Origin of the sequence: Burkholderia sp. B10 (assembly GCF_004368385.1) — a bacterium.
GTDB lineage: Bacteria > Pseudomonadota > Gammaproteobacteria > Burkholderiales > Burkholderiaceae > Burkholderia > Burkholderia vietnamiensis.
In genome coordinates this window covers 1-23,729 of the sequence record NZ_PQMX01000007.1, presented here as the reverse complement: position 1 = coordinate 23,729, position 23,729 = coordinate 1, and the positions used below count along the sequence as shown (strand labels likewise).

The following is a 23,729-nucleotide window of genomic DNA, read 5'->3' as shown; positions in this document are numbered from 1 at the left end:
GCGCGTCGCGCGCGTCGGTCAGTCGAGGCGAAACGCGGCTTCAAAGCGCTCGACGAACGCGTCGAACTCGGCTTCCGGCAGATGGTTGATGCCCGCCGCGCGCTTGCGTCCGCCGCCGGTCGGGAAAGCGCGACAGAAGTCGTCGGCCCCGAGCGGCCGGCCATCGGGCACGCGCACGCTGACCACCAGCCCGCCCTGCGCACACGGCGACAGCACCGCAAGCGCCGCATGCGGTGCATGGCGCATCCGCTCGTTGGCGAGCATCCCGGTGGCGCGGCGCGCCCAGGGCTGAGCGGGCATCCGGATCACGGTCGCGCCCGGCACGTCGCGCAGCGGCACGAGCGCGCGGGCGCGCGCCATGTCGTCGCGATAGCCGTCGCGCAGCGCCGCGAACACCGCCGTGTCGCGCACGAATTCGAGCGGATCGACACACGGCAGCATCGCATCGGCCAGCGCGGCCGGATCGAAATGCAGATCGTCGACGCAGTCGCCGTACGCGTTGTAGTTCAGGTACAGCCCCAGCTCGGCGAGCGTGCGGCGGTCGGCTTCGTCGATCCCGCAGTCGCGCGCGAGCGCGCAGCCGAGCGCCGGCAGTTCGTCGCCGAACGCGGCGACGATCGCCCAGCGCACGTACCGCCCGGCGAGGTAGCGGTTCACGAGCGCGCTCGTGCATACGTCGGCCGACGTGTCGATATGGGCGTCGAAATGCGGCGCGCCGGGCAGTTCGCCCGCGAAGTGATGATCGAAATAGCGCACCGCCGCGCCGTCGCGCAGCAACCGTGCGCAGGCGTCGCGGTTCTGGTCGTGCGACACGTCGAGCACGGTCACGCAGTCGCCCGCCCGCGCGTCGATGCGCTCGAGCAGCCTGATGTCGCGCTTCACGCCGGTCACGAGCGTGCCGCACTCGCCCTCCGCGAGCCGCAGTTGTTGCAGCGCGCACAAGCCATCCGCGTCGCCGTTGAACGCGAAGAAGTGCCGCCCCTGTCGTTGTTCCTGCATGATCCGTTGTCCCTTCGTCGGCGCGTGAAATCGCTGGCGTTCGCATGGCGCGTCGCTCCTTGCCCATCATCTTCCGGCACGCGAACCGCGCCGCGCAATAGCGCTGCCGATGGCGCGCGGTTGCGGCGCGTATTTTGCCGCAACCGCTTGTGGGTACGCCGAAAAGCTGCGCGGGGGCGACCTTCGCCGCGGCCTCTCGGGTAAACCCGTGACGCCACCTCGAAGTCAACGTCGTACCATGTCATACGACGACATACCACAAATACCCGTCCGCTACTCGATACACCACCGCTGACGCCACCCAAGGCCTTCGCCCCGCGCGTCGCCCGACTGGAGACTCCTTGACCTCGCCCGCTCTGCCCGCCCGCGCCGCCTGCGCACCGGCCGTCCCGAAAGTGAAGTCGCACGTGCGCCCGCTCATGCCGACCGCGCGGCCCGCCGACCCCAGCCTCATCACGCCCACCACGATGCTCCGCCATGCCGAACACTGACCGCCTGACCGTCGTCGTATCGAATGCCGCCGACGGCGAGCTCGCCACCTTCTCGCTCACGTCCGACGGTGCGTTTGCGCCGCTCGCTCGCTACCCGGCCGGCGACGCCGTGATGCCGATCGCCGTGCAGCCCGATCGCGCGCGTCTGTACGTCGCGGCCCGCGGCGAGCAGCCGGCCATCGTCGCGTTCCGCATCGCGCCGGCGAGCGGCGCATTCGCGCGCGTCGGCGCGACCGCGATCGACGCGAGCCATGCCTATCTGTCGCTCGACCGCAGCGGCCGCTGGCTGCTCGGCGCGTCGTACGGCGGCAGCTCGTTGAGCGTCTACGACGCCGCGCGCGTGCGCGACGGCGACGGCACGCCGCTGCAGGTCGTGACCGACCTCGCGAAAGCGCATGCGGTCGTCGTGTCGCCGGACAATCGTTTCGCCTACGTCAGCTCGCTCGGTTCGGACCGGATCTTCACGTTCGCGCTGGCCGAGGATGCCGACGGCCTGCGTGTGCTCGAACACGGCGAAACCCGCGTGCCGGGCGGCTTCGGGCCGCGTCACCTGCACTTCGCGCGCGACGGCCATGCACTCGTCGCGGTCAGCGAATTCCAGGCGACGCTCGCGACCTTCACGCGCGACGCGGCGAGCGGCCGCCTCGGCGACGCGCAGGTCAGCGCCCATCACCCGGCCGTCGCGGGGCTCGCGCACGGCCATGCGCGTCCGCCGGCGCCCGCCGTGCCGTCCGTATGGGCGGCGGATCTGCACCTGACGCCCGACGAACGGTTCGCCTATGTCAGCGAGCGGACGTCGAGCCAGTTGCTGTGCTATCGCCGTACGCCCGACGGCACGTACGCGCCCGCGCATGCGACGCCCACCGAAACGCAGCCGCGCGGCTTCGCAATCGATCCGTCGGGACGCTGGCTCGTCGCGTGCGGCGAGCTGTCGGAATACGTGTCGGTGTACGCGATCGCGCCGGACGACGGCACGCTCACGCCGCATGCACGCGTGGCGGGCGGACGCGGTGCGAACTGGATCGCGATGATTTGAACGATCGGACCGCCGACGGGCCGCGCCGCCGGCGCGATCAGCGCCGCGCGCTTGGGGCCACGCCGGTCCAACGCTTGAACGCGCGCGTGAAATTCGCGCGGTCGGTGTAGCCGACCCGCGCCGCGATCTCGTCGACCGGCAATTGCGTGCCCTCGAGCAGCCGCAGCGCGTCGCGCAGCCGGATTTCGTCGAGCAGCGCCGAATAGGTTGCGCCGAATTCCGCGAGCTTGCGCTTCAACGTGCGCGTCGACACATGCAGCTCGCGCGCGACGTCGTCCACCGACGGATAGCCGTGCGCGCCGCAGATCAGCAGGTTGCGCACGCGCTCGACGATGCTTTCCGCATAGCCGAGCCGCGCGAGCTCCGCGTCGCATTGCTGCACGATCATCTGCGCGGTCTGTGCGTTCGCCGTGCCGATCGGCTCGTCGAGCAGCGCGGCGTCGCAGCGGATGCGATTCGCGCTCGCATCGAAATGGCAGCGCGGCAACCGCGCGCGGTAGCGCTCGAACCACGGCGGCTCCGGCCATTCGAAATGCAGCTCCGCGCGCGACTGCCACGTGCGCGCCGGCGCCGGGTCGAGCAGCGAGTTGAACAGCATCGCCGTCTCGACGAGGAAATTCTCGACCGCGAACTGACGCAGCCGGCCGAGCGGAAACGCGTCGTACACGTCGATGTCGACCGTCCCGTCGAGCTGCACGAGCCGCACCGAAAAGAATGGCACACGGGTCGGCAGATAGCGGATCCCGAGCGCGATGGCCTCGCCGAGCGTTGCGCAGCTCATCAGCCCGAAGCCGATCAAGCCGGCTTTGGTCAGACTGCTGCGCAGGCCGATCTCGATCGCGATCGACGGGTCGTTCGTCGCGTCGAGCAGGTTGAACACGATCGCCGCCTGCTGCAACGGCGTGATGCGCGCGTCGGGTTGCGCGAGCCGCTCACGCTCGACGCCCGAGCCGGCCAGGATGCGATCGCCGTCGATGCCGCGCTCCTCCGCCAGCATCAGCATGAACAGCGCATACGCGGAGGACACCGTCGCCTTGTGCAGCTGGCGCGCGGCATCCGGGACTGACTGGGCCATGCGGCGGACTCCCGGGCGGTTTCGGCGGATTGTAGCGTCGGCGGCCCGTGATGACACCGCGGCGCGCCTCTAGGGCCTGTGGCCTGCTGCCTGCGGCAATGGCGGGCGCCCCGCACGCGATGGCCCGATATGACACCGCAATTGGCACCGGCGGCCCTCGCGCGCGCGGCTCGTGCGGCCTATCCTGCCGGGATCGGCATTGCGCCTCACTTTTCCACATGGATTCCGGTCGATGAGCCAACCCGCACCACCCGTTTTTCGCGACGACGCGGACAAGGTCGCGTACGTGCGCCGCGAGGTCAATGCGGCGAGCGACGCGCTGCGCGCGCGCTTTCCGTTGCTCGACCAGCAGAGCCTCGTGGGTGCGACCGTGATGGCCGTATCGGTCGCTGCGATGCTCGCGATCGCGTAGCTGTACGCGCGCGGCGCGATCGCGTGGTACGTCGCGGTGCCGGCCGTCGCGTTCGTCACGTCGCTGATTCACGAGCTCGAACACGACCTGATCCATCTGATGTACTTCAAGAAGACGCCGTGGGCCCATCACCTGATGATGGCGCTCTGCTGGCTCGCCCGGCCGGGCACGATCAACCCGTGGACGCGCCGCCGCATGCACCTGCATCATCACAAGGTGTCGGGCGGCGAATCGGATCTCGAGGAATTCGGCATCACCAACGGCGAGCCGTGGGGTATCAAGCGGCTGCTGATGCTCGCGGACGGAATGCTCGCCGTCGTGCTGCGGTCGCAGGCGATGCGCCGCAAGGTCGGCCAGTACGTGGCCGCGCAACCGGTGCGCGACGCGGCGGAGCGCGCGCAATTGCGCGTCGAGCAGGTGTCGTCGTACATGCCGCTCGCACACCTGTATTACGCGCTGTGGCATGCGTTCATCGTCTACCACGCCGGGTCGTTCGTGCTGCATGCGTTCGGCTACGCGGCGAGCGTGCCGGTCGTCATCGCGCGCGCGATGCACGTCGTCGATTTCGTCGCGGTCGTGTGGCTGGCGCCGAACTTCGTGCGCAGCTTCTGCATCAACTTCGTCAGCTCGAACATGCATTATTTCGGCGACATCGATCCGCGTAACGTGATCCAGCAGACCCAGGTGCTCAACCCGTGGTGGATGCTGCCGTTTCAGCTGTTCTGCTGCAATTTCGGCAGCACGCACGCGATCCATCACTTCGTGGTGCGCGATCCGTTCTATATCCGGCAGCTGACCGCGCGCACCGCACACGCGGCGCTGCGTGACGTCGGCGTGCGCTTCAACGACGTCGGGACGTTCAAGCGTGCGAACCGATGGGGTGCGCGCCGCGGTCCGGCCGGCGGCGCGCCGCACTTGCAGCAAGACGCGTGAGCACGGCATGCGCCGATCGCGTCATTCGGCGATGGGCGGCAGCGGGCCTTGTCCGCGGATCCATGCGTGGTTCGCGAGTTCGGCCATTTCCTTGTCGCCGCGACTGTCGCCGTACGCGAACAGCGTGGCGGGCGGCCGGTTCCCCCACCAGCCGCGCAGTCGCACGACCTTCTGCGGACCCCAGCAGTTCTCGCCCGCGAGCCGGCCCGTGAACCTGCCGCGCTCGAAGGCAAGGCGCGTGGCGAGCACCGTATCGATGCCGGCCGTCTTCGCCCACTTCTCGAGATACAGCGACGGCGATGCGCTGACCAGCACGACCTCGTGACCGCGCGCGTGATGCTCGCGCACGCGCTCGAGCATGTCGGCGCGCACGAGCTGCGGCAGATAGTCGGCGACGAAGCTGCACGCGAGGGCGTCGAGCGCGGCTTCGCCGGCCGGTCCGAGCGCGAACCATGCGAACTTCGCCTTCGCGTCGCCGCGCGACAGCAGCCCCGCTTTCATCGCGACGATCCACGGCAGCGCGCGCAGGCCGGCCCACGCGAATCGCCGCGTGCCGACCGCGTAGCGAACGAAATGACGGAAGCTGTCGGAGGTCGTGATGGTGCCGTCGAAATCGAATGCGGCGACGATGCGGTCGGTCATGGCAACGGGAAAGCGATGAAATGCCGGGGAAGATAGCAGACTCTCGGCAAGACGCGCGAAACCGGATCGCGTGCGGTGGAGCATGCGGGGATGGTGGGGCGCTGCTGGCGTCGATGGTGTTGCTGGCGTTGCTTGTGTCACCCGGCGTTGTGATCGGTGCTGTCGGTGCGCTCGCCGCCCCCGCTCAGCGCTGCGGCCGCGCCGCCAGCGCCGCCGGCAACACGACGTTCATCAGATGATCCGCGCGCGACAACAGATCGGTCACGCGTTCGTCGAGCGCGCGCAGCTGCGCCGGTTGCATCCCGATCTGCCGAACCGCCTGCGCGACGATGTTGCGGCGATCGTGCAGCGTGCGTTCGACGCCCGCGTCATCCGGCGCGCGCACGACGTCCGCGACTGCGCTCAACGCGGCGAGCACGATCACGAGATGCTCCTCCGCGTGGCGAACCTTCGCCGCGAGTTCTTCGGTGCGACGCGGAAAGAAGCCGAGCGAATGCTTGAGCGCGCCGAGCGCCGCGCGGTAGTCGACCTCCGCGGACGCCGCGCCGAACCAGCGCTCGAACCTGCCCGCCTTGCGCGTCGCCTGCGCGAGCATGCCGGCCATCATGTCGGCCGCGCCGAGCGCGTTGAACTCGCGGGTCGTCGCCGCGACGGCCTCGACGAGGTTGCCGGCCGTCTCGAGCGCGGCGTCGCCGATCGTCGCGACCGTCGCGAGCTTGAGCGGCACCAGTTGCCGGATGTGCCGCTCGATGCGCGGCGCGCAATCGGGATAAAGATTCGGGAAGCGCGCCTGCGCCGCGCGAAAGCACGCGTCGAGCTGCGGGTGATTCGATTCGCCGAACAGCGCGCGGCCGGGCGCATCGACGGGCGCCGCGCGCGGCGCACGCTCGGGCACCGGCCCGAACTCGAGCGCTTGCGGCACGGGCCGCGCGGGCGCGCGTTCGCCCGACGCGCCCGCGGCGGGCTGCGGGTCGAACAGCGGTCGCCCGACCGTGCGCACGGGCGTCGTGTCGAATTCGAGCGGCTTCGGCCCGTCGGACGGCTTCTTCATCGCGTGTGTCCTGCCCCGCGGCGGTTCGCTTGGCGCGGCCGCCGGTCAGACGGCGCCGCCGTATGCGCGCACGAAGTCGCCGAGCCCGCGGTTGTAGCCCGCGCCGACCGCCTTGAACATGAACTGGCCATCGCGCCGATAGAAGCTGCCGACCTGCACCGACGTCTCCATCGAGAAGTCTTCCTCGAGCGCGTACTTCGCGATCACCGCGCCGGACACTTCGTCGGCGATCTGGATGTAGCTGTTACGCACCTGGCCGAAATTCTGGCGGCGCGCTTCAGCCTGATCGATCGTCACGATCACCGAGATCTCGTCGATGTCGGCCGCCAGCTTCGTCATGTCGATGAAGATCACTTCGTCGTCGCCGTCGCCGCTGCCCGTGCGGTTGTCGCCGCTGTGCACGACGCCCAGACACTTCGACGCCGGCATCCCGCGCTTCGGAAAGTCGTCACCGGGCTGGATGAACGTTTCGTTGCGATCCATCGTGCGCACCTCGCTGTTGTAGAACACGAAGTGCTGATCCGAGATCAGCTTCGGATTGCTCTGCGCGTCGTACTTGCAAAGAAACACCGACACGTCGAGATCGAAGTCCGTGCCGGTGTCCGTCCCGTTCGCGTCCCAACCGAGACCGATGCGGAATTTCTGCGTGCCGGGCGCTTCCTTCGACAGGTTGACGCGACCGCCTTTCGACAAATTGATCATCTGAACCTCTTCTGCTGGAACCGCCGTTGCGCCGGCGGCAATGCCGGGCCGCACCGCGCGGCCCTTCTTTGATCGCTGCGCGCCGCGCACTCACTCGCCCACGACGGCGGCCCGGTCTTCCTTGCGTTGCACGACGATCGACGACCCCACCGCCGCTGCGATCGTCGCCGCGCCGATCAGCCCGGTGACGACCTCGGGCACGTCGAGCTTCACGCCGACGAACATGATCGTCGCGAGCGCGCCGATCGCCCAGAACGCGCCGTGCTCGAGATAGCGGTACTGCGCGAGCGTGCCCTTCTTGAGCAGCACGAGCGTCATCTCGCGGATGTAGGCCGCGCCGACGCCGAGGCCCAGCGCGATCAGGAAGATGTTGTTCGACAGCGCGAAGGCGCCGATCACGCCGTCGAAGCTGAACGACGAGTCGAGCACTTCGAGATACATGAAGCCCGCGACGCCTTCGCGCACCACGCGCGTGCCCGTATCCTCGCCGCCGACCAGGTCGCCCACGCCATGCGCGATCACGAAGCCGATCACGCCGAACGCGCCGGCGAGCAGGAAGCTGACCTGCTCGGCCGCGGGCACGTAGAATGACGCGACGATCACGATCGCGAGCGTCAGCGCCACTTCGAGCGCCGTGATGCGGCCGAGATGACGCATCGGGCCTTCGAGGAAGCCGATCCAGTGTTCGTCCTTCTCCTTGTCGAGCATGAACTTGAAGAACACCATCAGCAGGAACGCGCCGCCGAACGCCGACACCTCGTGATGCGCGGACGTCAGCACCGCCGCGTACTTCTCCGGCGCTTCGATCGCGAGCGTCAGTGCGTCGAGCAGGCCGATATGGCCGATCACCGCGACGATCAGCAGCGGGAACACGAGCCGCATGCCGAACACCGCGACCGGCAGGCCGAACACCATGAAGCGGTTGCGCCACTTCTCCGACCAGTTCTTGAGGACCGATGCATTGACGACCGCGTTGTCGAGCGACAGCGAGATTTCGAGCACCGACAGCACGGCGACGATCAGCATGTCCTTCACGCCGCCGAGCAGATAGGCGGCGACCAGTGCGAGCACCGTAAGGGCCAGCGGAATCTTGAAGTCTTTCAACATGATGGAGTAATCGGGTTGGGGAAAAATGGGCGAGCGGGTCGCGCTTACTTCGCGCGCACCCAGTCGCAGAATTCCTGCGTGATCAGTTGCTCGTAGATCTGCTCGTCGCTGACGTCGAGCGATTCGAGATGCAGGAAGCCGACGTTCGGCATGTCATCGGCGACTTCCGCGAGAAAGTCGAATTCGCTCGGATCGCCGACGCCGACGAGCGACCAGTACAGCGGGAAGTGCTGCGATTCGGCCAGCAGCTGACGTACGCGCTTGCGGTCGTTCTTCGGGTTCTGGCCGTCGGTGACGAACAGCACCCATGCGGGCAGGTGTCCGTTCGCGGGCGTCGACGCGGCCGGCGCCGCCTCCTCTGCGGCGCCGAACAGCCGGCTCAGGAAGCCGCGTTTCGCTGCGTGCTTCGGCTCCGGCGCCCTGAAGAAGAAGTCGACGATGTCGTTCATCACCGGCGCGTACTGCGTGCCGCCCCACTTGTCGATCCGCGCGTTCAGCACGTGGTCGGAGATGTACGCGCCGTAGTTGTCGGGCGTCGCGGTCGGCAGGCGGTCGTAGCCTTCGGTGAAGGTCCACGTATCGACTTCGCCGTTGTCGTCGAACTTCAGCGCAATGCCGAGGATCCGGTCGTGCGTCTCCTGGATCACGCCCGATTCGTACAGCGGCTTCGCGGAGCCGGAGATATCGAGCGCGGCGCCGACGCGCACGACGGGCGGCTTCAGCAGCTGACGTTTTTCGAGGACGATCGCGACCTTCGCCGCGCGTTTCTCAAGCGTAATCATGCGGGGTTCTCTCAGTTGTGCTTCGGAGCGAATCGGGTGATCAGTTCCTGTTCGAGCTGGCGCAGGCGCGGTGCGTCCTGCTCGCGCTGACGCTTGCCGTCGGCGATGATCTGCGTGACGTCGTCGAATGCGCCGAACAGTTGTTGCTGTGCGTATTCGAACGTGTCGGTCGAGATCACCGGACGCTGGCCCAGCTTCGCGATTTCCTGCGCGTTCTGACGGTTCAGGTCGGCCTGGGCGCGGATCGCCTCGGCGGCCGCGTCGTAGGTCGCGTTCGCCAGCGCCGCGGCGCGCTTCGTGCTCAGCTGCTCGAGGTAGAGCGCGAAGGCATTGGTCCATGCCGGGATCAGCACGGTCTTGATCGTCATGAACTTCGACGTGAGCGTGCGTTTCTGGTCCTGCTCCATCCGGATCTGCGGCGCAAGCTGCTTCGACATCAGCATCGCGCGATCGAGGTCGTCGAGCTTGCTTTCGAGCGCGTCGATCTTGCGTTTCACGTCGAGCAGGCGTTGCGCGGCGAACGCGTCGTCCGCAGGATGGCCTGCCGCGGCGTGCGCGCGCAACGCCGCAAGCGCCGCTTCGCCATGCGCTTTGGCCTGTGCGAGATCCTGATGCAGCGCGTAGTTGTCGTTGTACATCCGCTCGAGCTCGTCGATGCCGGCCTTCTGCCGCTGTGCGTGGTGTTCGAGCTCGACGACGAGCGTGTCCATGCGCTTGCTCACCGACTCGTACTGCGAAAGAAGCTTCTCCTTCGTCGAGCGGAACAGCCGCGTGACCTGCGTGAGGAGGCCGCCCTTGTCGGCGCCGCGCGGGTCGAGCCCCTTTGCCGTCGCGATCAGTTCGTTGAGCTTGTCACCGAACTGGTCGGCGTCGGACGCGCGCACGCTCGCCAGGATCTGCTGCGAGAAGCCGGCGATGCGCGCGCCCTGCGTGGCGCCGAGCTGATCGATTTCGTCGACGGTGATCAGGCGCGCGGGCTCCGTCGGATGCGCCGGCGGCACGCGAAGAACGTTGGCTGTGTTGGCTGCATCGGCCGCGGCGGATACTGCGACGGGCGCCGAAGACGGCATGGAAGGACGATCGTTGACCGCATCGGATTTCTTGTCGTCGAATAGCGGCCTCATGTGGCTACCACGTTTCCTTTTCTGCTTTTTGCTACGCGTTGTGGTGTGCGCAGATGCGCGCATCTGCGATTGACGTACGTGCTCTCTCACGTACGGCAGACGGACAATAAATGCCGACGCGCATCGCGTCAAGCGACGTGATTTTTACAATTTCCATTCGTTTTGTAAGGTCTTGTGCGAGCTTGGTGGTGAAAAGGCTGCGGTTATTCCGCTATCGGGGCAGTTTTCGGGACTGCGGAAGGCGCACAACCTTACACGCGCGACGAATGCGAAAGAGAAATGAAATGTCGGGGTTCGAAGGGGTGGCGCGACGGATCGGTGGGCATTCGATGCTCGGAAGAGGGAATGCTCGGCGGCTGGCTTGATTGACCCTGATCGGGCAATAAAGCGCGGCAAGCTGGCCGTGATGAACCGCGTAGTACGTCGAATTGCTCGTCACGATGAAGGCGGGCTTCATGCGCAGTAGAGCGAAGGGATTGCATTGGTCTGCGTGCGCAGTGTGCAGTGGATGTCGGCCGGCGTCGGGGGTGTCGACTTGGAGGTGTGCGACGCGCGATTGCATGCGTGTTCGCGTCTTCGCCTGGATGCGATCGATGCGCATAGATCGCCTGATCCAAGAGAGCGCCGATGCCCGGTGGCAGGCACGACTTCCCTGGCGGGCCGAAGACGCATGACCGACCCCGGCAGCCCTGCCAGCGTGGGACGCTCTGCCGGGAAATCGAGGGGCTGGCGGGCCGCCGCCAGAGTTTGCTATACTCTCGGTCTTCCGGAGAGATGGATGAGTGGTTTAAGTCGCACGCCTGGAAAGCGTGTATAGGTTAATCGCCTATCGGGGGTTCGAATCCCCCTCTCTCCGCCAGAACACCCTAAAAGCCCATGAGTCTTCAAGGGCTTTTTTCATTGGTTCACGACACTCGTTTCGCCAAGCGAGCCTGAGTTTTTCGTGGATCAACCCGCCTTCGCGCTATCTTCTTCGTACGTCGCTACATCGCAGCTCGGCGTTCTCTACTTCCGCCCAAGCCTCCGTGGCAGGCGTCACCGGCGAACGGTCAATTTCGTTACGCACGAGTGATCGCCGGACAAACTGGTACTCCTCGACGGTTCCTGGGCATACGTGTTCGAGCGCTCGACCCGTGCGCCGGCGCATGCAGGGAGAGTTTTTGATTGCAGTAAGCCCGGCACGAATGGCGAGCATCTCTCATTTGTAGAAACCGAGAACTGCTCAAGCTGGATGCAACCGTCAATCGTGGCTACGTCGCGATGCGCCAAGCCGATTCGAAAGAAATCTCATATCAGGACCCGATTCGGCTGGATCAAATCGAATGGCTCAGGACGGTCCGCAATTCCTGCGCAGACAGTGCGTGCTTACTCGACGCATATCGCAACCGAATCGCCTATATCAAAGGCAGGATATCAAGCACCCATCCGTCTTATCCGGATGAAAACTCCGGTCAGGAAAGTGACTGATGCTGGCGTACGTCCAGGTAGGGGGCGCGTGCGCACTCGTGCTCGACGTTGCCGACGGAAAGACGATGTGCCCCTTATCATCCGGTGACGGGATATGACGCCGCATCGAAAATCGGTAATTATTTACTCACCACATAACGAGACAGCCACAAAATAGTAAAAATTACATGCCCGATGGTTTCGAGAAGACTTTCAAAAATGGTTACCGGACATTTACCGTATTGAATTCCCTTTGATATGATCTTTCGCGCGATCAGCCGAGGCGCGGCTTTTAGGATTTCCGCACCAAAATGAAAGCAAATCCAAATAAATCGTTATTTGTTTGAAAGATTCATTTGGCACTGACACAATTCCGGCGCCGGGATGTCGGATAACGATCGCGTTCTCGAGAAACGGGGTAATGGCATGAGCGGGGAAGTATTGCTGAAGGTGTTGCGCGGCGGTTACGCGCAGTTCGATCGCATCGTCAAACTCGACACGCCGCTCGGCGAGGACTGGCTCACGCCGCTGTACGTCAAGGTCAACGCGCGACTCGGGCGCAATTTCGAAGTGACCGTCGACGCGTCGTCCGTCATGGGCGACAAGATCAAGCTCAGCGCGCTGATGCTGCAACCCGTCACGCTGTGGATTCGCCAGACCGACGGCGGCTATCTGCCGATCCATGGCTATGTGCAGCGGGCTCGCCGCCTCGGAAACGACGGGAGCGTCTCGTATTTCCAGCTTCAGTTTTCTTCGTGGCTGAGCTTTCTGAAGCTGAGCAGCGATCGGCGCGACTGGCAGGAAGCGAGCGGCTGGCAAATTCTCACCGACGTGTTCGACAAGCATTCGCAGGCTTCCGGTAACTATGGGCAGGAACTGCGCGCGGCGATGCGCTCGTATTCGCACCGCGTGCAGTGGGAAACCGACTGGAATTTCGTGCATCGCAGCCTGGAGGAAGTCGGCGTATTTGCGCGCTTCGATTTCGCGAAGGATGGCAAGTCGCACAAGGTCGTGATGATGGACGACCTGTATTTCGGGCCGTCACTGCCGAATTCGGAGATGAAGTTCAGCCACGCGGGTACCGACGAGGATTTCGATGGCCTCACGCAGCTGAGCGAGCAGCAAGATGCACAAAGCGCAACGCTTGCGCTCGGCACCGTCGACTACAAGCGCCCGGATCTCGACAAACAAATCAGCATGCCGGCGGCCGACCTGGAAGATCTGCCGGGCCAAGGCGAGGATTATCTATATACCGGCTCACAGACCTGGGCCGAATCCGATGCCGGACAACAACAGGCGCGTATTCGAACCGAGGAATGGGCGTCCAGAGCAAAGCGCTATTTTGCGATCGGTAGTCCCCGCTACGCGCTGCCCGGCTACTGGTTCAAAGTGTCGGGGCATCCCGTCCTCGACGCATTGCCTGACGAAGAGCGCGAGCTGTCGATCATCGCGAGCGATTGGCTGATTCAAAACAACTTGCCAGGAATGGACGCCCTCACCCGCTTCCCGCGCAGCCTGCGCAGCGAGATCGAACAGGTGAAGGCGGCCGGGGCCGGCGCGACTGTGAGCCACCGCGATGGCGGTATCGGATTCTTCCACGTCGAGATCGAAGCGCAACGCCGCAAGACGCCGTTCCGCAGCCCGTTCGAGCATGAGAAGCCGGAGATGCACTTGCAGACGGCGATCGTCGTAACCGACAGCGACGAAGAAATCGCCACGGACGATGGCAATCGCGTGCGGGTCCGGACGTCGAACAGCCGGAACGATCGCAATACAAAGTCGACGTCGTGGATTCGCGCGGCGATGCCGGACGCAGGCTCGAAGCGCGGCGGCTACTTCCCGTTGCGCAAAGGTGATCAGGTGCTCCTCGGATTCGTCAATGGCGACTGCGACCGGCCCGTCATCGTGTCGCGTTTGCATGGGGGCGCGACGATGCCGGTGTGGCACACGCACGGCCTGCTGTCCGGGTTTCGTTCGCGTGAGTATGGCGGCGACGGCTTCAACCAGCTCGTCATGGACGATGCTACCGGTCAGAACCGGGTCCACCTTTACTCGTCGAGCTACAGTTCGCACCTGCATTTGGGCTATCTGATCGAACAGAGCGACAACACGCGGGGGTCGTTCGTGGGCAGTGGGTTCGACCTCAAATCGGAGGCTCATGGTGCGATCCGGGCCGTTCAGGGTATGTCTATCTCGACCCACCCCGCCGCAGTACAACCAATGAACGTGTCCGCGGCGACCGATCAGCTCGCGGCTTCGGAAGCCGTGCTCGAAACGGTGTCGCAGGCGAGCGAAACGAATCGGGCCGAGAGCTTGCAGGACGGCAGCGATGCGTTGAAAGCCTTTACCGAGATGACGCAGCACACGGTGCCCGCTGCAACAAAAGGCGGGCGCACCGCTGGCGGCGGGACGGGGAACGCCAATGGCTTTGCAAAACCCGCGCTGCTACTGTCGAGCCCGGCCGGCATCGGACTGTCGAGCCATCAATCGATTCACACATCGGCTAATCAGCAGGTCAATTTGGTGGCGGGGAAAAACGTTAACCTCGCAGCCGGGAAGTCGTTTCTCGCCAGCGTAATGGACAAGATCAGCCTGTACGCCCAAAACCTGGGAGTGAAAATCTTCGCGACGAAAGGCGCGATCGAGATCCAAGCTCAAACCGATGCGCTGACAATGCTGGCACAACAGGACGTCAAGATCGAGAGCGCGTCAGGGCGGGTGATCCTGCGCGCGGAAAAGGAACTGATTCTCAACGTCGGCTCCTCGTATATCAAGATCACGCCGAACATGATCGAAAACGGGACGTCGGGCCAGATTCTCGAAAAATGCGCATCCTGGGACAAGCCCGGTGCGTCGACCATGACGTTGCGAGACCCACTAAACGGTACGCCGGTGTCCAAACACGGCGGTTACGCGGACGATTTTTCTGGCTGAGCGGATGCCGGCTTCTGATGCACGATAACGACTTGCGATTCAATCTGACATGACGGACAAGCACCCTCCCAAACAACCGCCGAAAAAGCCTGAGCCGGACGCCAAGCCGGCGTACACGCCACTTGCATGGAGCTATCCGTTTTCTCCTTCTACTCAGGGAGGTGCAGCTCCGGACACCACGGATCCCCTCACCTATATGCAGGTGCTTGCGACTGCAGAGGACGGCTTTTATCCACTGGGAGCAAGCGGGATCTGGCATGGCGGCATTCACTTCGGTCAGAAGACAGGTGAAGCGCTGAAGCAGGACGAGGGAATACGGGCAATCGCCACGGGAGAGGTCGTCGCTTATCGGCTCGACAAGGAATACCCCACGCTGACCTATCAGGACCAGCGCCACGCGCTGTACTCGCGCGGCTTTGTGCTGATCCGCCATACACTGCAATTGCCGCCCGCACCGAAAAAGCCCGAACCCGCGCCGGCACCGTCGAATGCGCCGACAGCACCCGCCTCCGGAAACAATGCGACTCCTCCGGCCCCCGCTCCGACAAAGTCGCCGGCGCCGTCCGGGCCGCCGCCCGGTGAAACGCTGACGTTCTTCAGTTTGTACATGCATACGCTCGACTGGAAAACGTATAAGGCGATGCTTGATGAGACCAAAACGAACAATGCGGCTGCCAAGGCGTCGCAGTTCACGCTTCCGCCGTATCTCGAAGTGGAGCGCTCGTATCGAGCATTGAAACCAAACGCGCAGGGCGTTCCGAAACCGAAGCCGGTCGATCCCAGCGCGGCGGGCGACGATTCATTGCCGCAACCAGACGGGAACGATTCGCTTCCCCAACCAGTATCAGGGGTCCGGGTTCGCATTATTCCGAACGGAAAGTTGCTCGGGTTGCTACCCGAGGGGACGGAATTGACCGTGAATGAGGCGGATAATGGCGGCCGGAACGGTTGGGCAAAAATCACGAAGATCATTAAAGGGGATCCGGTTGGCCCCATCGTCGGGCAGCCTCCTGATGTACAACTGAAGTGGGGTTACGTTTTTGTCTCAGAGCTCGAGCCGATTCCTCAGTCGGGCCCCGTCGATAAGGTCGTTGTACTCAAGAAGCCATACCCGGTCAAAGCGGGAGACATCGTCGCGCATATCGGACAATACCAACGGTACAGAGAAGCGAAGCACACTCCTCCGCTGCCGACGCGGCCATTGCTGCACCTCGAAGTTTTTGCGGGTCCCGACCTTCCGACGTTCATTGCCAAGAGCCAGTTACGCGCAAAAGAGTTGTCAGAGGCAGATCCGAATATGGAAAAGCCATTTTTGGAAATTCTGGCCGGCGCAAAACTGGTAACGAAGGTCCGGGAACCGGACTACGTTCTTCAGCAGACTGGTTTGAAACTGGCGCCGGTCAGCGATTCGAAATCGCGGTGGGTCAAGGTGCAGCCCAAAACTGTCAAGATGCCTGCCCCGCAGCCGGAGCCCCCTGCTCCGGCTGGGACCGGGAAAAAGCACAAGCCGAAGCCGGCGAAAAAGCCGGAGCCCATCGAGACGCCGATCGGGAGCCCCTTTTGGATTGACAGCGGCGTGGTGCTGATCAATCAACTGACCACGGCACCCATCAAGGGTTGGAAAGACTTTCCGCTAAAAGTGAGTCAGGCAGACGGACCCGCAGCGGACTTTCGCAACGTGTTCCAGATCGTCGAACTCGAGAAGCCTGGCCCGCAAAACTTTGCCCGAGAAGACAAGGACGCGAGCGGAAAAGCGATACGCTGGTGGAATGTGACCCTGGGCACGAAAGACGGTGGAACGCTTCAAGGCTGGGCGCGCGAACGCGACCACCCCAAGGTGACGCTGTGTAGTCCGTGGGACTGGCCGGGGTTCGAACTCGTCGATAACAGTTCGACCACGATGGTCGATATGTTCAAGCGGTATCTGTTTGTCGCCGGGCTCGCCATGGGAGAGGATCAGGACAACTTCAAGCCTAGTGCGGACGCATTGGCCACCAGCGACCTTATCCAGAAGCTCGAAAAGGCAATTGACACCAACCACGACGGCAAGGTGACCGCAGCGGAATTGGCGGACGCGCAGAAAATGCCCTGGCTGGCCGAAGCGATCTCGCACATTGTCGTGAAGAGCGAGAGCGAATGGGGCGGCAACATGGGCAAGTGGGAGGACATCACGCCTTACATGAAGCTCGTGCCATGGAAATGGCAGAACGAGATGGAGCGGATAAAGAAGCTCCAGTGGTGGGAAGAGGTTCAAGGGATCGACGCAACGATTCTTCCGAAAGAGCCGAAGCCATGGCATTTTCATCCGATCGGGTTGATTGGGAATTTCGCGTGCGGCGATGGAGACTGCATTCCGTTGGTTGAGGCCCAGCGGATCGCACTATTTATTTCGGCATCGTTCGAAAACGGAAATCCAAAATTTGACGGATGCGCCGATAATTTTGACGGCATGGGCATGTCGTTTGGACTGATCCAGTGGAATTTTGGAATGAATACGCTTGGCCCCGTCCTCAAAAAGATGCATGATGCCGACCCTCAAGCGTTTGAAGCTGCATTTGCTCCCGGAACGAATTATCAAGCCATCTGGAGCGCGATAATAAGCGGGGATTTCGCCGCCCAAAAAAATTGGGCGATTGCGCAACAAAATAGCAATAGGGATAATTGGCAGAAAACATTCAAGGCCATCGGATCGAATGAAAAATTTCAAGAGATTCAAATTAAAGAGGCAGCAAAATATCATCAAGATATTCTAAGCTGCCTGAAGCTCTTACGGGAACTGCGCCCCGACCTGATGAAATCCGTGCAGCTCGTTACCTACTGCGCCCTCTATGATTTATGCGTACAGCAGCATGACTTAAGCAAAGCATCGCATCAGATAGCAGAACGCGTTGCCACGGAAAAACCAGCCACACAGATAGAACTTCTTAAAATCGCAGTTCAAGAGAGAGCCAAAACAGCCAACCCTAAATGGATATTCGACGCCACCAGCCGGCGAATGGGAATTATACAACAGAAGCCATACCCACACCCACCAGTCAAGGGTGAGAAGCCCATGCCAAGAGACAACATCAATTTCAAATTACTTAGTGGAAAGGCGGATAAAAATGTCTGCGGATTGTAAAAAATCATTAATAAGACTGTTGCTCGTAATTGTTATCGCGACAAGTGCCGTAAATGCAATAGCGGAGGTAAAATACGATACCGTTGAATGTGGGCCTGGTGACGAATGCACAACGACCATCACCAACGAAGCAAAAAACCTGTGCCCGAATGCACCACTGCAGATTTCTTGGAACAAAAATAGCAGTTGGACGTTAGTATCATGTTCATGCAATTGTTCTGAGCAGGACAATAAGAACTGGTTTGTTGCTCGCAATGGATCGGTTATTGGCCTTGAGATTGGCCGCCGTTTTCCCCGATCATTTTTCTCGGAAAATCTAAGTCCAATGGTGCCAGACATCATGGCATCGCATTCCATGTGCAAACCGGCGGATAAAAAGATGATCGATCAAAGCACATTTATATTGCTCGACAAGCAACCATCAGCCGGAGAAAAGGATCCATATTGCTACGACACGATCTATGTTGTAGAAAGAGACGGCAGCATTAATTTCATCGAGGATGGTAAAAAAGTCAACAACCGATCCTATTTCTCTGGCCTCAGCGAATCGGACAAAAATAGTTTAACAACCATCACCAAAAGAACACTTCCCTCATGGAAAGCCGCTGCTGATCACGAAAGCAATAATTATTTTTTAGTAGTGAGCGAACGTGCGTACCTCTATGACCGACCACTCCCTCAAGCCGCAGGAAAGGCGTACCTAATAGCTGGCGACAAAGTTGAAACACTGGGAAGCCCTCACGATGGATATATCAAATTTCGCTACATAGCGAAAAATGGGAAGATTATCGAAAAATGGGTGAAATGTATCGACATAAATTATCCCGACAATAAAATCAGACCATGATTTCATTTAGCATTCGACCACTCCAAAATTCCGCGATGCCCACTCAGCCTAAACACGAACTATTGCCTGCGCCACTTAGATAGGGAGTTGACTATTTGAAGCCTCTTCTCGGAAAACGAAGGACTGACGTGATGGACCTGATTCGTATCGGTGACGACACGGACCACGGCGGCAAGGTCGAAACAGCGTCAACTTCGATGCGCTTCGACGGCCGCTATGTCGCCCGCAAGGGCGACCGCGTATCGTGCCCGCAGCATCCAGATGTCTCACCGAACCTCATCGAGGAAGGCGACCCGTCGATGACGGACGACGGCATCCCGATCGCACGGCATGGCCATCGCGCTACGTGCGGCTGTCACCTGATCTCGAGTCTGGCGTGATTGGGAGATGGAACACCGCACGCGGCTCACACCAATCAGCAGTCTCGGAAAAACAGCCCCGCCTGCTGTCGAAGTCACCGATCGAGTCGTTAGGTGATACGGGCTACTCCGCTTCATAACACTGTGAACCACAAATCCACTTTTCATCGAACATGAGGATTCTTTACAAAATCGCAACGCTCCCCCTACTCCTGACCATTTCATGCGGAGCCCATGCCAGAGCCGATATCTGCAAAAACGAGCTAAGAGAATTGGTTGTACCTCCGCTCAAGCATGTTGCGGTGAACAAGAAAGACATTCACGTGGATATTGCCGATGCGGCTAACGGAGTCTATAGCATCAGACTGTACGTCGCTGCGGATAGCCCCGACAATCTTGACAAACAAGTTACTATCGGTTGGATAAACTTGGATAAGAATTCGATGCAAGCATTGGATCTGACACGAGACCCCGAGCATCCAGACATACTAGGAGTAGATGAGGTGAAATTACGAAAATTCATTTCGAATTGCATCCACTAGCCATCGATGGCAGCCTCGAACTGCGACGAACTCAGCCAGAGCAACTCGAAACCTGAAATTGACACATTTCCCCGGAATCCAGGATGCACCAATTAAAAGTACGCGCCTTCTGATTTATTCTGCCTTATATCACCTCGCAAAATTCCCGCCCAGGCCACAAACACAAATGCGACACCCGATGAATATCACGAAGAAAACCATCACACTTGCATTTATCGCCCTACCGGCAATCGCTTTTGCCGACGCAGCCATCAACAATGGGAATGCGTACGACGACTTATCACGCATCAATGCGGAACTAAATAAATCAAAAACCGAATTAAATTCGACATATCAAAAATTATACTTATCCACACGATACAAGAACGAGCTTCAGCAAGCGCAGGAAGCTTGGCTCGCTTACCGGAGCAAGCAGTGTACTGGGTATGTTGCAGCTGAGGCGTCGGCATCTCAAGGCATCGGCTCCAGCCTAATTACGAAAGAATGCCTCACTACGATAACAAAACAGCGGGTTGATTATTTAAAGACGCTGCTTCAAAAATAGTGAATTGAGCCAGCAATCGATAGCCAATCTTACGAAAATTAACGTCACACGAGCCGCACACCATTGACAAGGATCCGCACCTACACGATCCCCACCAAAAAATTTCGATAAATCCTCACCGGAATCCAGCCCGACAGAGAAATGAGAAAATTATTCATCACCCTCATCCTGACAATCACTTCCCTCATTCTGCCCGATGTTTTTGCAAAATCGTCAAACTCACAGCGCAATCACGCATACACCGGAGTAAAGATTGCATACGCAACGTCGGAGTTGACAAAATGCTCATTCCAATACAGCCCAATCAATTTTTGTGACGACGAGCACGTCGCCGCATACAACAATACGCTGAACTCGGCACCCGCTAATTTCAACGGTCACTACATAATTTTAGCGCGCCCGGAATTTGAGAAATACCACCAAAAGTCGGTTGTCGCGATCGACACTCAATCGGGATTGGCATACCCACTTCCAATTGACTCGTTTTCCGGATTCATGCACGGCCGCCCAACAGCCAAAGACGGAGGGCAGATAAGTTACTCTATAAACAGCAACAAGGTTTGCATCAGAGGCGCAATATTGGTCTACCGGTCGTTCGAAGAAGGAAACTTCTGCTTCGAATTTGTCGGAGACAAGTTCATCGGGCATCACACCGAATATATGTATCCTTAAAAGGCGTCTCCCCTGGTCCGCAAACTTCGCGAACCAAGATGGGGCGCCCCTCCCCCTCAAGGATGCCGAATATAATCCACCAACGCCCGCGTATACTCATCCGGCTCCCGATCGACCAAACTGACCGCGATCGCCACCGCAAACCCGGCCGGCACGCCGAACACGCCCGAACTGATCGGCTCGATACCGAACCAGGTCGGCCCCGCAAACCCGGTAAGCTGCGTGAAAAGCGGATACGTCGACACGATGTAATACACGCACACCGCGAGCCCGGTCACCATCCCGGCGATTGCACCGCGCGTGGTGGTCCGCTTCCAGAACACACCGAGCACGAGTACCGGAAAGAAACTGGACGCCGCGAGCGAAAACGCCGCGCCCACCAGAAACAGAATCTTCCCCGTATTGAGCGACGCGACATACGACGCGAACAGCGCCACGCCAAGCAGCAGCACCTTCGAAATCGTCACACGCCGCTGGCTCGTGGCGTGCGGCGCGACCATGCAGTAATAGACGTCATGCGACAACGCGTTCGCGATCGTCAGCAGCAACCCGTCCGCGGTCGACAGCGCCGCCGCCAGCGCGCCCGCCGCAATCAGCCCCGACACGACGTACGGCAGGCCCGCGATCTCCGGCGCAGCGAGCACGACCATGTCCGGCTGCATCTGGATCTCCGACCAGTGGACGATACCGTCGCGTATCACCTCGACCACGCTGATCAGGTCCGGTTCGAAGTGATGCCACTGCGTGACCCACGCCGGTAGCTCCGCGATCGGCCGCCCGACGAGGTTCGTCAGAATCTCGTACTTGATCATCACCGCGAGCACGGGCACGCTCAGGTAGAACAATGCGATGAAGAACAATGTCCAGCCGACGGAGCGCCGCGCGGATGCCACCGACGTCGTCGTGTTGTAGCGCGTGAGGATGTGCGGGAGGCTCGCGGTCCCGAGCGACAGGCACAACAGCAGCGCAAGAAAATTCCGCTCGCGCGGCTTGCGCGCATCTTCGCTCGCCGCGGGAAACGGCGCGTGCATCGGCACCGGCGGCTCGGCCCGCGCGAGCAGGTCGTCGCGCGCCTGGCCCCACGCCACGCGCGCCGCCGTCGGGTCGCGCGGAAAGTCGGCAAGCTCCCGTTCCCGCTGGTTGATCTCGCGCAGCGGCCCATTGTGACGCCGCAGGTCCGCCAGCTGCTCGACGAGTCGCCGGCGCGCGTCCGCATACGACGCCGGCAGGCGATCCAGTTGCGCCTGCACGAGCGCGGCTTGCCGCCGATACTCAGCGCGCACCTGCTGCTCGTCGGCGGCGTCGCGCACCTGCGCCTCGCGCGCCGCGATGCGCTCCATCAGCTTGCCGTAATTGAACTGCGGCACGGGCCCGAGCCCGTTCTTCATCGCGATCAGCGACACCGGAACCAGAATCGCACTGATGAGAATGACGTACTGCGCGACCTGCGTCCACGTGACCGCACGCATGCCGCCGAGAAACGAGCACACGAGAATGCCGGCGAGTCCGCAGAAGATCCCGATCGCGAAATCGACGCCGATGAAGCGCGTCGCGATCAGCCCGATCCCCTGGATCTGCGCGACCAGATAGACGAACGAGCACAGGATCGCCGCACCCGCCGCGAGCGCCCGCACCGCGGTGCTCGAAAAGCGCGTGCCGAGAAAGTCCGGGATCGTGTACCGCGCGAGCTTGCGCACGTACGGCGCGAGCAGGAACGCGACCAGACAGAAACCGCCCGTCCACCCCATCACGTAGGCGAGCGCGTCGTAACCGGTTGCATAGAGCGAGCCGGCCAGCCCGATGAACGACGCCGCCGACAGCCAGTCGGCCGCCGTCGCCATCCCGTTGAACGCGGACGGCACGCGCCGCCCGGCCACGTAGTATTCGACGAGATCGGACGTGCGCGACAGCAACCCGATCACCGCATACACGGCGATCGGCACGAACAGGAATACGTAGCCGATCCACACGCCGGAGCCGGTCGCGCGCTCGATGCGCCACAGCAGCAGCACGAAGCCGAGAAAACCCAGCGTGTAGAGCGCGTAGGCGCGAATCAGTCGATGCGTGAGCATGGATCAGCGCCCGGTTCCGGTTCCGACGTCGTCGGCATGCGCGGCATGCTGGTCGTACGCGCGCCGCAGCAAGCGATCGGCGCGCTGCATCAGGCCGATGTACACGACGATCAGCACGAGGTACACGAGGATCGCCCCCTGCGCGCCGAAGTAGAACGGCAGGCTGAAACCGGCGAAGCGAATGCCCGCGAGCGCGGGTGCGAAGAACGGCACGACGAACGACACGGTGAAGCCGATCGTCATCAGCACCGCGATCAGCGCGACGTTGAAGCGCCAATAGCGCGCATGGGCGCGCGCGAGCGGCTCTGGGACGGGCGGCGGCGCAGCGCGCGCCGGACGGGACGAAACGGTCATGCCGTTATTTAGCAAAAAGCCCCTGCGCGGAGCAATCGGGATTGCCGCGCAGGGGCTCGTGCGCGCAACGCGCGCGACAGGAACGTTTACCGCACCTCGGTGAGCTGCTCCAGAATCGCCGGATTCTCGAGCGTGGAGGTGTCCTGCGTGATCGCCTCGCCCTTCGCGAGCGAGCGCAGCAGGCGCCGCATGATCTTGCCCGAGCGCGTCTTCGGCAGGTTGTCGCCGAAGCGGATGTCCTTCGGCTTCGCGATCGGCCCGATCTGCTTGCCGACCCAGTCGCGCAGCGCCTTGGCCAGCGCCGCGGCCTCGTCACCTTCAGGGCGCGAGCGCTTGAGCACCACGAACGCGACCACTGCCTCGCCCGTCGTGTCGTCCGGCCGGCCGACCACGGCCGCTTCCGCCACCAGCTCGTGCGACACCAGCGCCGACTCGATCTCCATCGTGCCGAGCCGGTGGCCCGACACGTTCAGCACGTCGTCGA

At 61.9% G+C, this 23,729-nt stretch carries 17 protein-coding genes, 1 tRNA gene and 2 pseudogenes; 9 read left to right on the top strand and 11 right to left on the bottom strand.

The genetic code is table 11. The annotated features are described in order from the left end of the window. Positions 1 to 18 precede the first annotated feature (18 nt). A complete protein-coding gene (locus tag C3Y15_RS05525; protein WP_011885458.1) occupies positions 19 to 999 on the bottom strand; it encodes a hypothetical protein in 981 nt (326 codons plus the stop codon). Positions 1,000 to 1,476: 477 nt separating this feature from the next. Here C3Y15_RS05525 and C3Y15_RS05520 point away from each other — a divergent pair, with 477 nt between their 5' ends. Then, complete coding sequence (locus C3Y15_RS05520) at positions 1,477 to 2,526, top strand: beta-propeller fold lactonase family protein (RefSeq protein WP_124259912.1); 1,050 nt, start codon at positions 1,477 to 1,479, stop codon at positions 2,524 to 2,526. Between the two features lie 37 nt (positions 2,527 to 2,563). Here the strand turns inward: C3Y15_RS05520 and C3Y15_RS05515 are convergent, their stop codons facing one another. After that, positions 2,564 to 3,601, bottom strand: coding sequence for an AraC family transcriptional regulator (locus C3Y15_RS05515; protein WP_046428776.1), 1,038 nt, complete (start codon positions 3,599 to 3,601; stop codon positions 2,564 to 2,566). A gap of 232 nt (positions 3,602 to 3,833) precedes the next feature. Between C3Y15_RS05515 and C3Y15_RS05510 the strand changes: the two are divergent. Then, a pseudogene (locus C3Y15_RS05510) lies at positions 3,834 to 4,946 on the top strand (fatty acid desaturase). Between the two features lie 21 nt (positions 4,947 to 4,967). Here C3Y15_RS05510 and C3Y15_RS05505 read toward each other — a convergent pair. From C3Y15_RS05505 to C3Y15_RS05480, 6 genes are all read right to left on the bottom strand, one after another. Next, positions 4,968 to 5,588: an HAD family hydrolase gene (locus tag C3Y15_RS05505; RefSeq protein WP_124259911.1), complete on the bottom strand. Its 621-nt coding sequence runs from the start codon at positions 5,586 to 5,588 to the stop codon at positions 4,968 to 4,970. Between the two features lie 184 nt (positions 5,589 to 5,772). Continuing rightward, the gene (locus C3Y15_RS05500) at positions 5,773 to 6,639 is read right to left on the bottom strand and encodes a hypothetical protein (RefSeq protein ID WP_124259910.1); all 867 of its coding nucleotides are present in this window, start codon (positions 6,637 to 6,639) and stop codon (positions 5,773 to 5,775) included. 45 nt (positions 6,640 to 6,684) lie between these two features. Continuing rightward, on the bottom strand, positions 6,685 to 7,341 hold the full coding sequence (locus C3Y15_RS05495; protein ID WP_034194585.1) for a TerD family protein: 657 nt from the start codon (positions 7,339 to 7,341) through the stop codon (positions 6,685 to 6,687). Between the two features lie 90 nt (positions 7,342 to 7,431). Continuing rightward, positions 7,432 to 8,448: a DUF475 domain-containing protein gene (locus C3Y15_RS05490; protein ID WP_045578939.1), complete on the bottom strand. Its 1,017-nt coding sequence runs from the start codon at positions 8,446 to 8,448 to the stop codon at positions 7,432 to 7,434. A gap of 44 nt (positions 8,449 to 8,492) precedes the next feature. After that, complete coding sequence (locus C3Y15_RS05485) at positions 8,493 to 9,230, bottom strand: VWA domain-containing protein (protein ID WP_124259909.1); 738 nt, start codon at positions 9,228 to 9,230, stop codon at positions 8,493 to 8,495. Between the two features lie 11 nt (positions 9,231 to 9,241). Continuing rightward, on the bottom strand, positions 9,242 to 10,354 hold the full coding sequence (locus C3Y15_RS05480; RefSeq protein WP_124259908.1) for a toxic anion resistance protein: 1,113 nt from the start codon (positions 10,352 to 10,354) through the stop codon (positions 9,242 to 9,244). A 768-nt stretch (positions 10,355 to 11,122) separates the two neighbouring features. Here C3Y15_RS05480 and C3Y15_RS05475 point away from each other — a divergent pair. From C3Y15_RS05475 to C3Y15_RS05440, 7 genes are all read left to right on the top strand, one after another. Further along, positions 11,123 to 11,213, top strand: a tRNA-Ser gene (locus C3Y15_RS05475). Positions 11,214 to 12,226: 1,013 nt separating this feature from the next. Further along, complete coding sequence (locus tag C3Y15_RS05470; RefSeq protein WP_059475955.1) at positions 12,227 to 14,734, top strand: type VI secretion system Vgr family protein; 2,508 nt, start codon at positions 12,227 to 12,229, stop codon at positions 14,732 to 14,734. 49 nt (positions 14,735 to 14,783) lie between these two features. Next, a complete protein-coding gene (locus tag C3Y15_RS05465) occupies positions 14,784 to 17,855 on the top strand; it encodes a lytic transglycosylase domain-containing protein (protein ID WP_175658140.1) in 3,072 nt (1,023 codons plus the stop codon). Next, positions 17,839 to 18,702, top strand: coding sequence for a hypothetical protein (locus tag C3Y15_RS05460; protein ID WP_124259907.1), 864 nt, complete (start codon positions 17,839 to 17,841; stop codon positions 18,700 to 18,702). The genes C3Y15_RS05465 and C3Y15_RS05460 overlap by 17 nt, the downstream gene beginning before the upstream one ends. Before the next feature lie 128 nt (positions 18,703 to 18,830). Then, on the top strand, positions 18,831 to 19,082 hold the full coding sequence (locus C3Y15_RS05455) for a PAAR domain-containing protein (RefSeq protein WP_034194581.1): 252 nt from the start codon (positions 18,831 to 18,833) through the stop codon (positions 19,080 to 19,082). 699 nt (positions 19,083 to 19,781) lie between these two features. Beyond that, complete coding sequence (locus C3Y15_RS05445) at positions 19,782 to 20,147, top strand: lysozyme inhibitor LprI family protein (protein ID WP_072465541.1); 366 nt, start codon at positions 19,782 to 19,784, stop codon at positions 20,145 to 20,147. A 141-nt stretch (positions 20,148 to 20,288) separates the two neighbouring features. Beyond that, positions 20,289 to 20,819: a hypothetical protein gene (locus C3Y15_RS05440; RefSeq protein ID WP_080484201.1), complete on the top strand. Its 531-nt coding sequence runs from the start codon at positions 20,289 to 20,291 to the stop codon at positions 20,817 to 20,819. 56 nt (positions 20,820 to 20,875) lie between these two features. On the opposite strand, the gene C3Y15_RS05435 is transcribed toward C3Y15_RS05440, so the two are convergent. The 3 genes and pseudogenes from C3Y15_RS05435 to C3Y15_RS05425 all read right to left on the bottom strand — a co-directional run. Next, entirely contained in the window at positions 20,876 to 22,891 is a 2,016-nt protein-coding gene (locus tag C3Y15_RS05435; RefSeq protein ID WP_011885478.1) for a sodium:solute symporter family protein, read from the bottom strand. A gap of 3 nt (positions 22,892 to 22,894) precedes the next feature. Next, positions 22,895 to 23,245: a DUF4212 domain-containing protein gene (locus tag C3Y15_RS05430; protein WP_011885479.1), complete on the bottom strand. Its 351-nt coding sequence runs from the start codon at positions 23,243 to 23,245 to the stop codon at positions 22,895 to 22,897. A gap of 86 nt (positions 23,246 to 23,331) precedes the next feature. Continuing rightward, a pseudogene (locus C3Y15_RS05425) lies at positions 23,332 to 23,729 on the bottom strand (acetyl-coenzyme A synthetase); the annotation flags it as partial.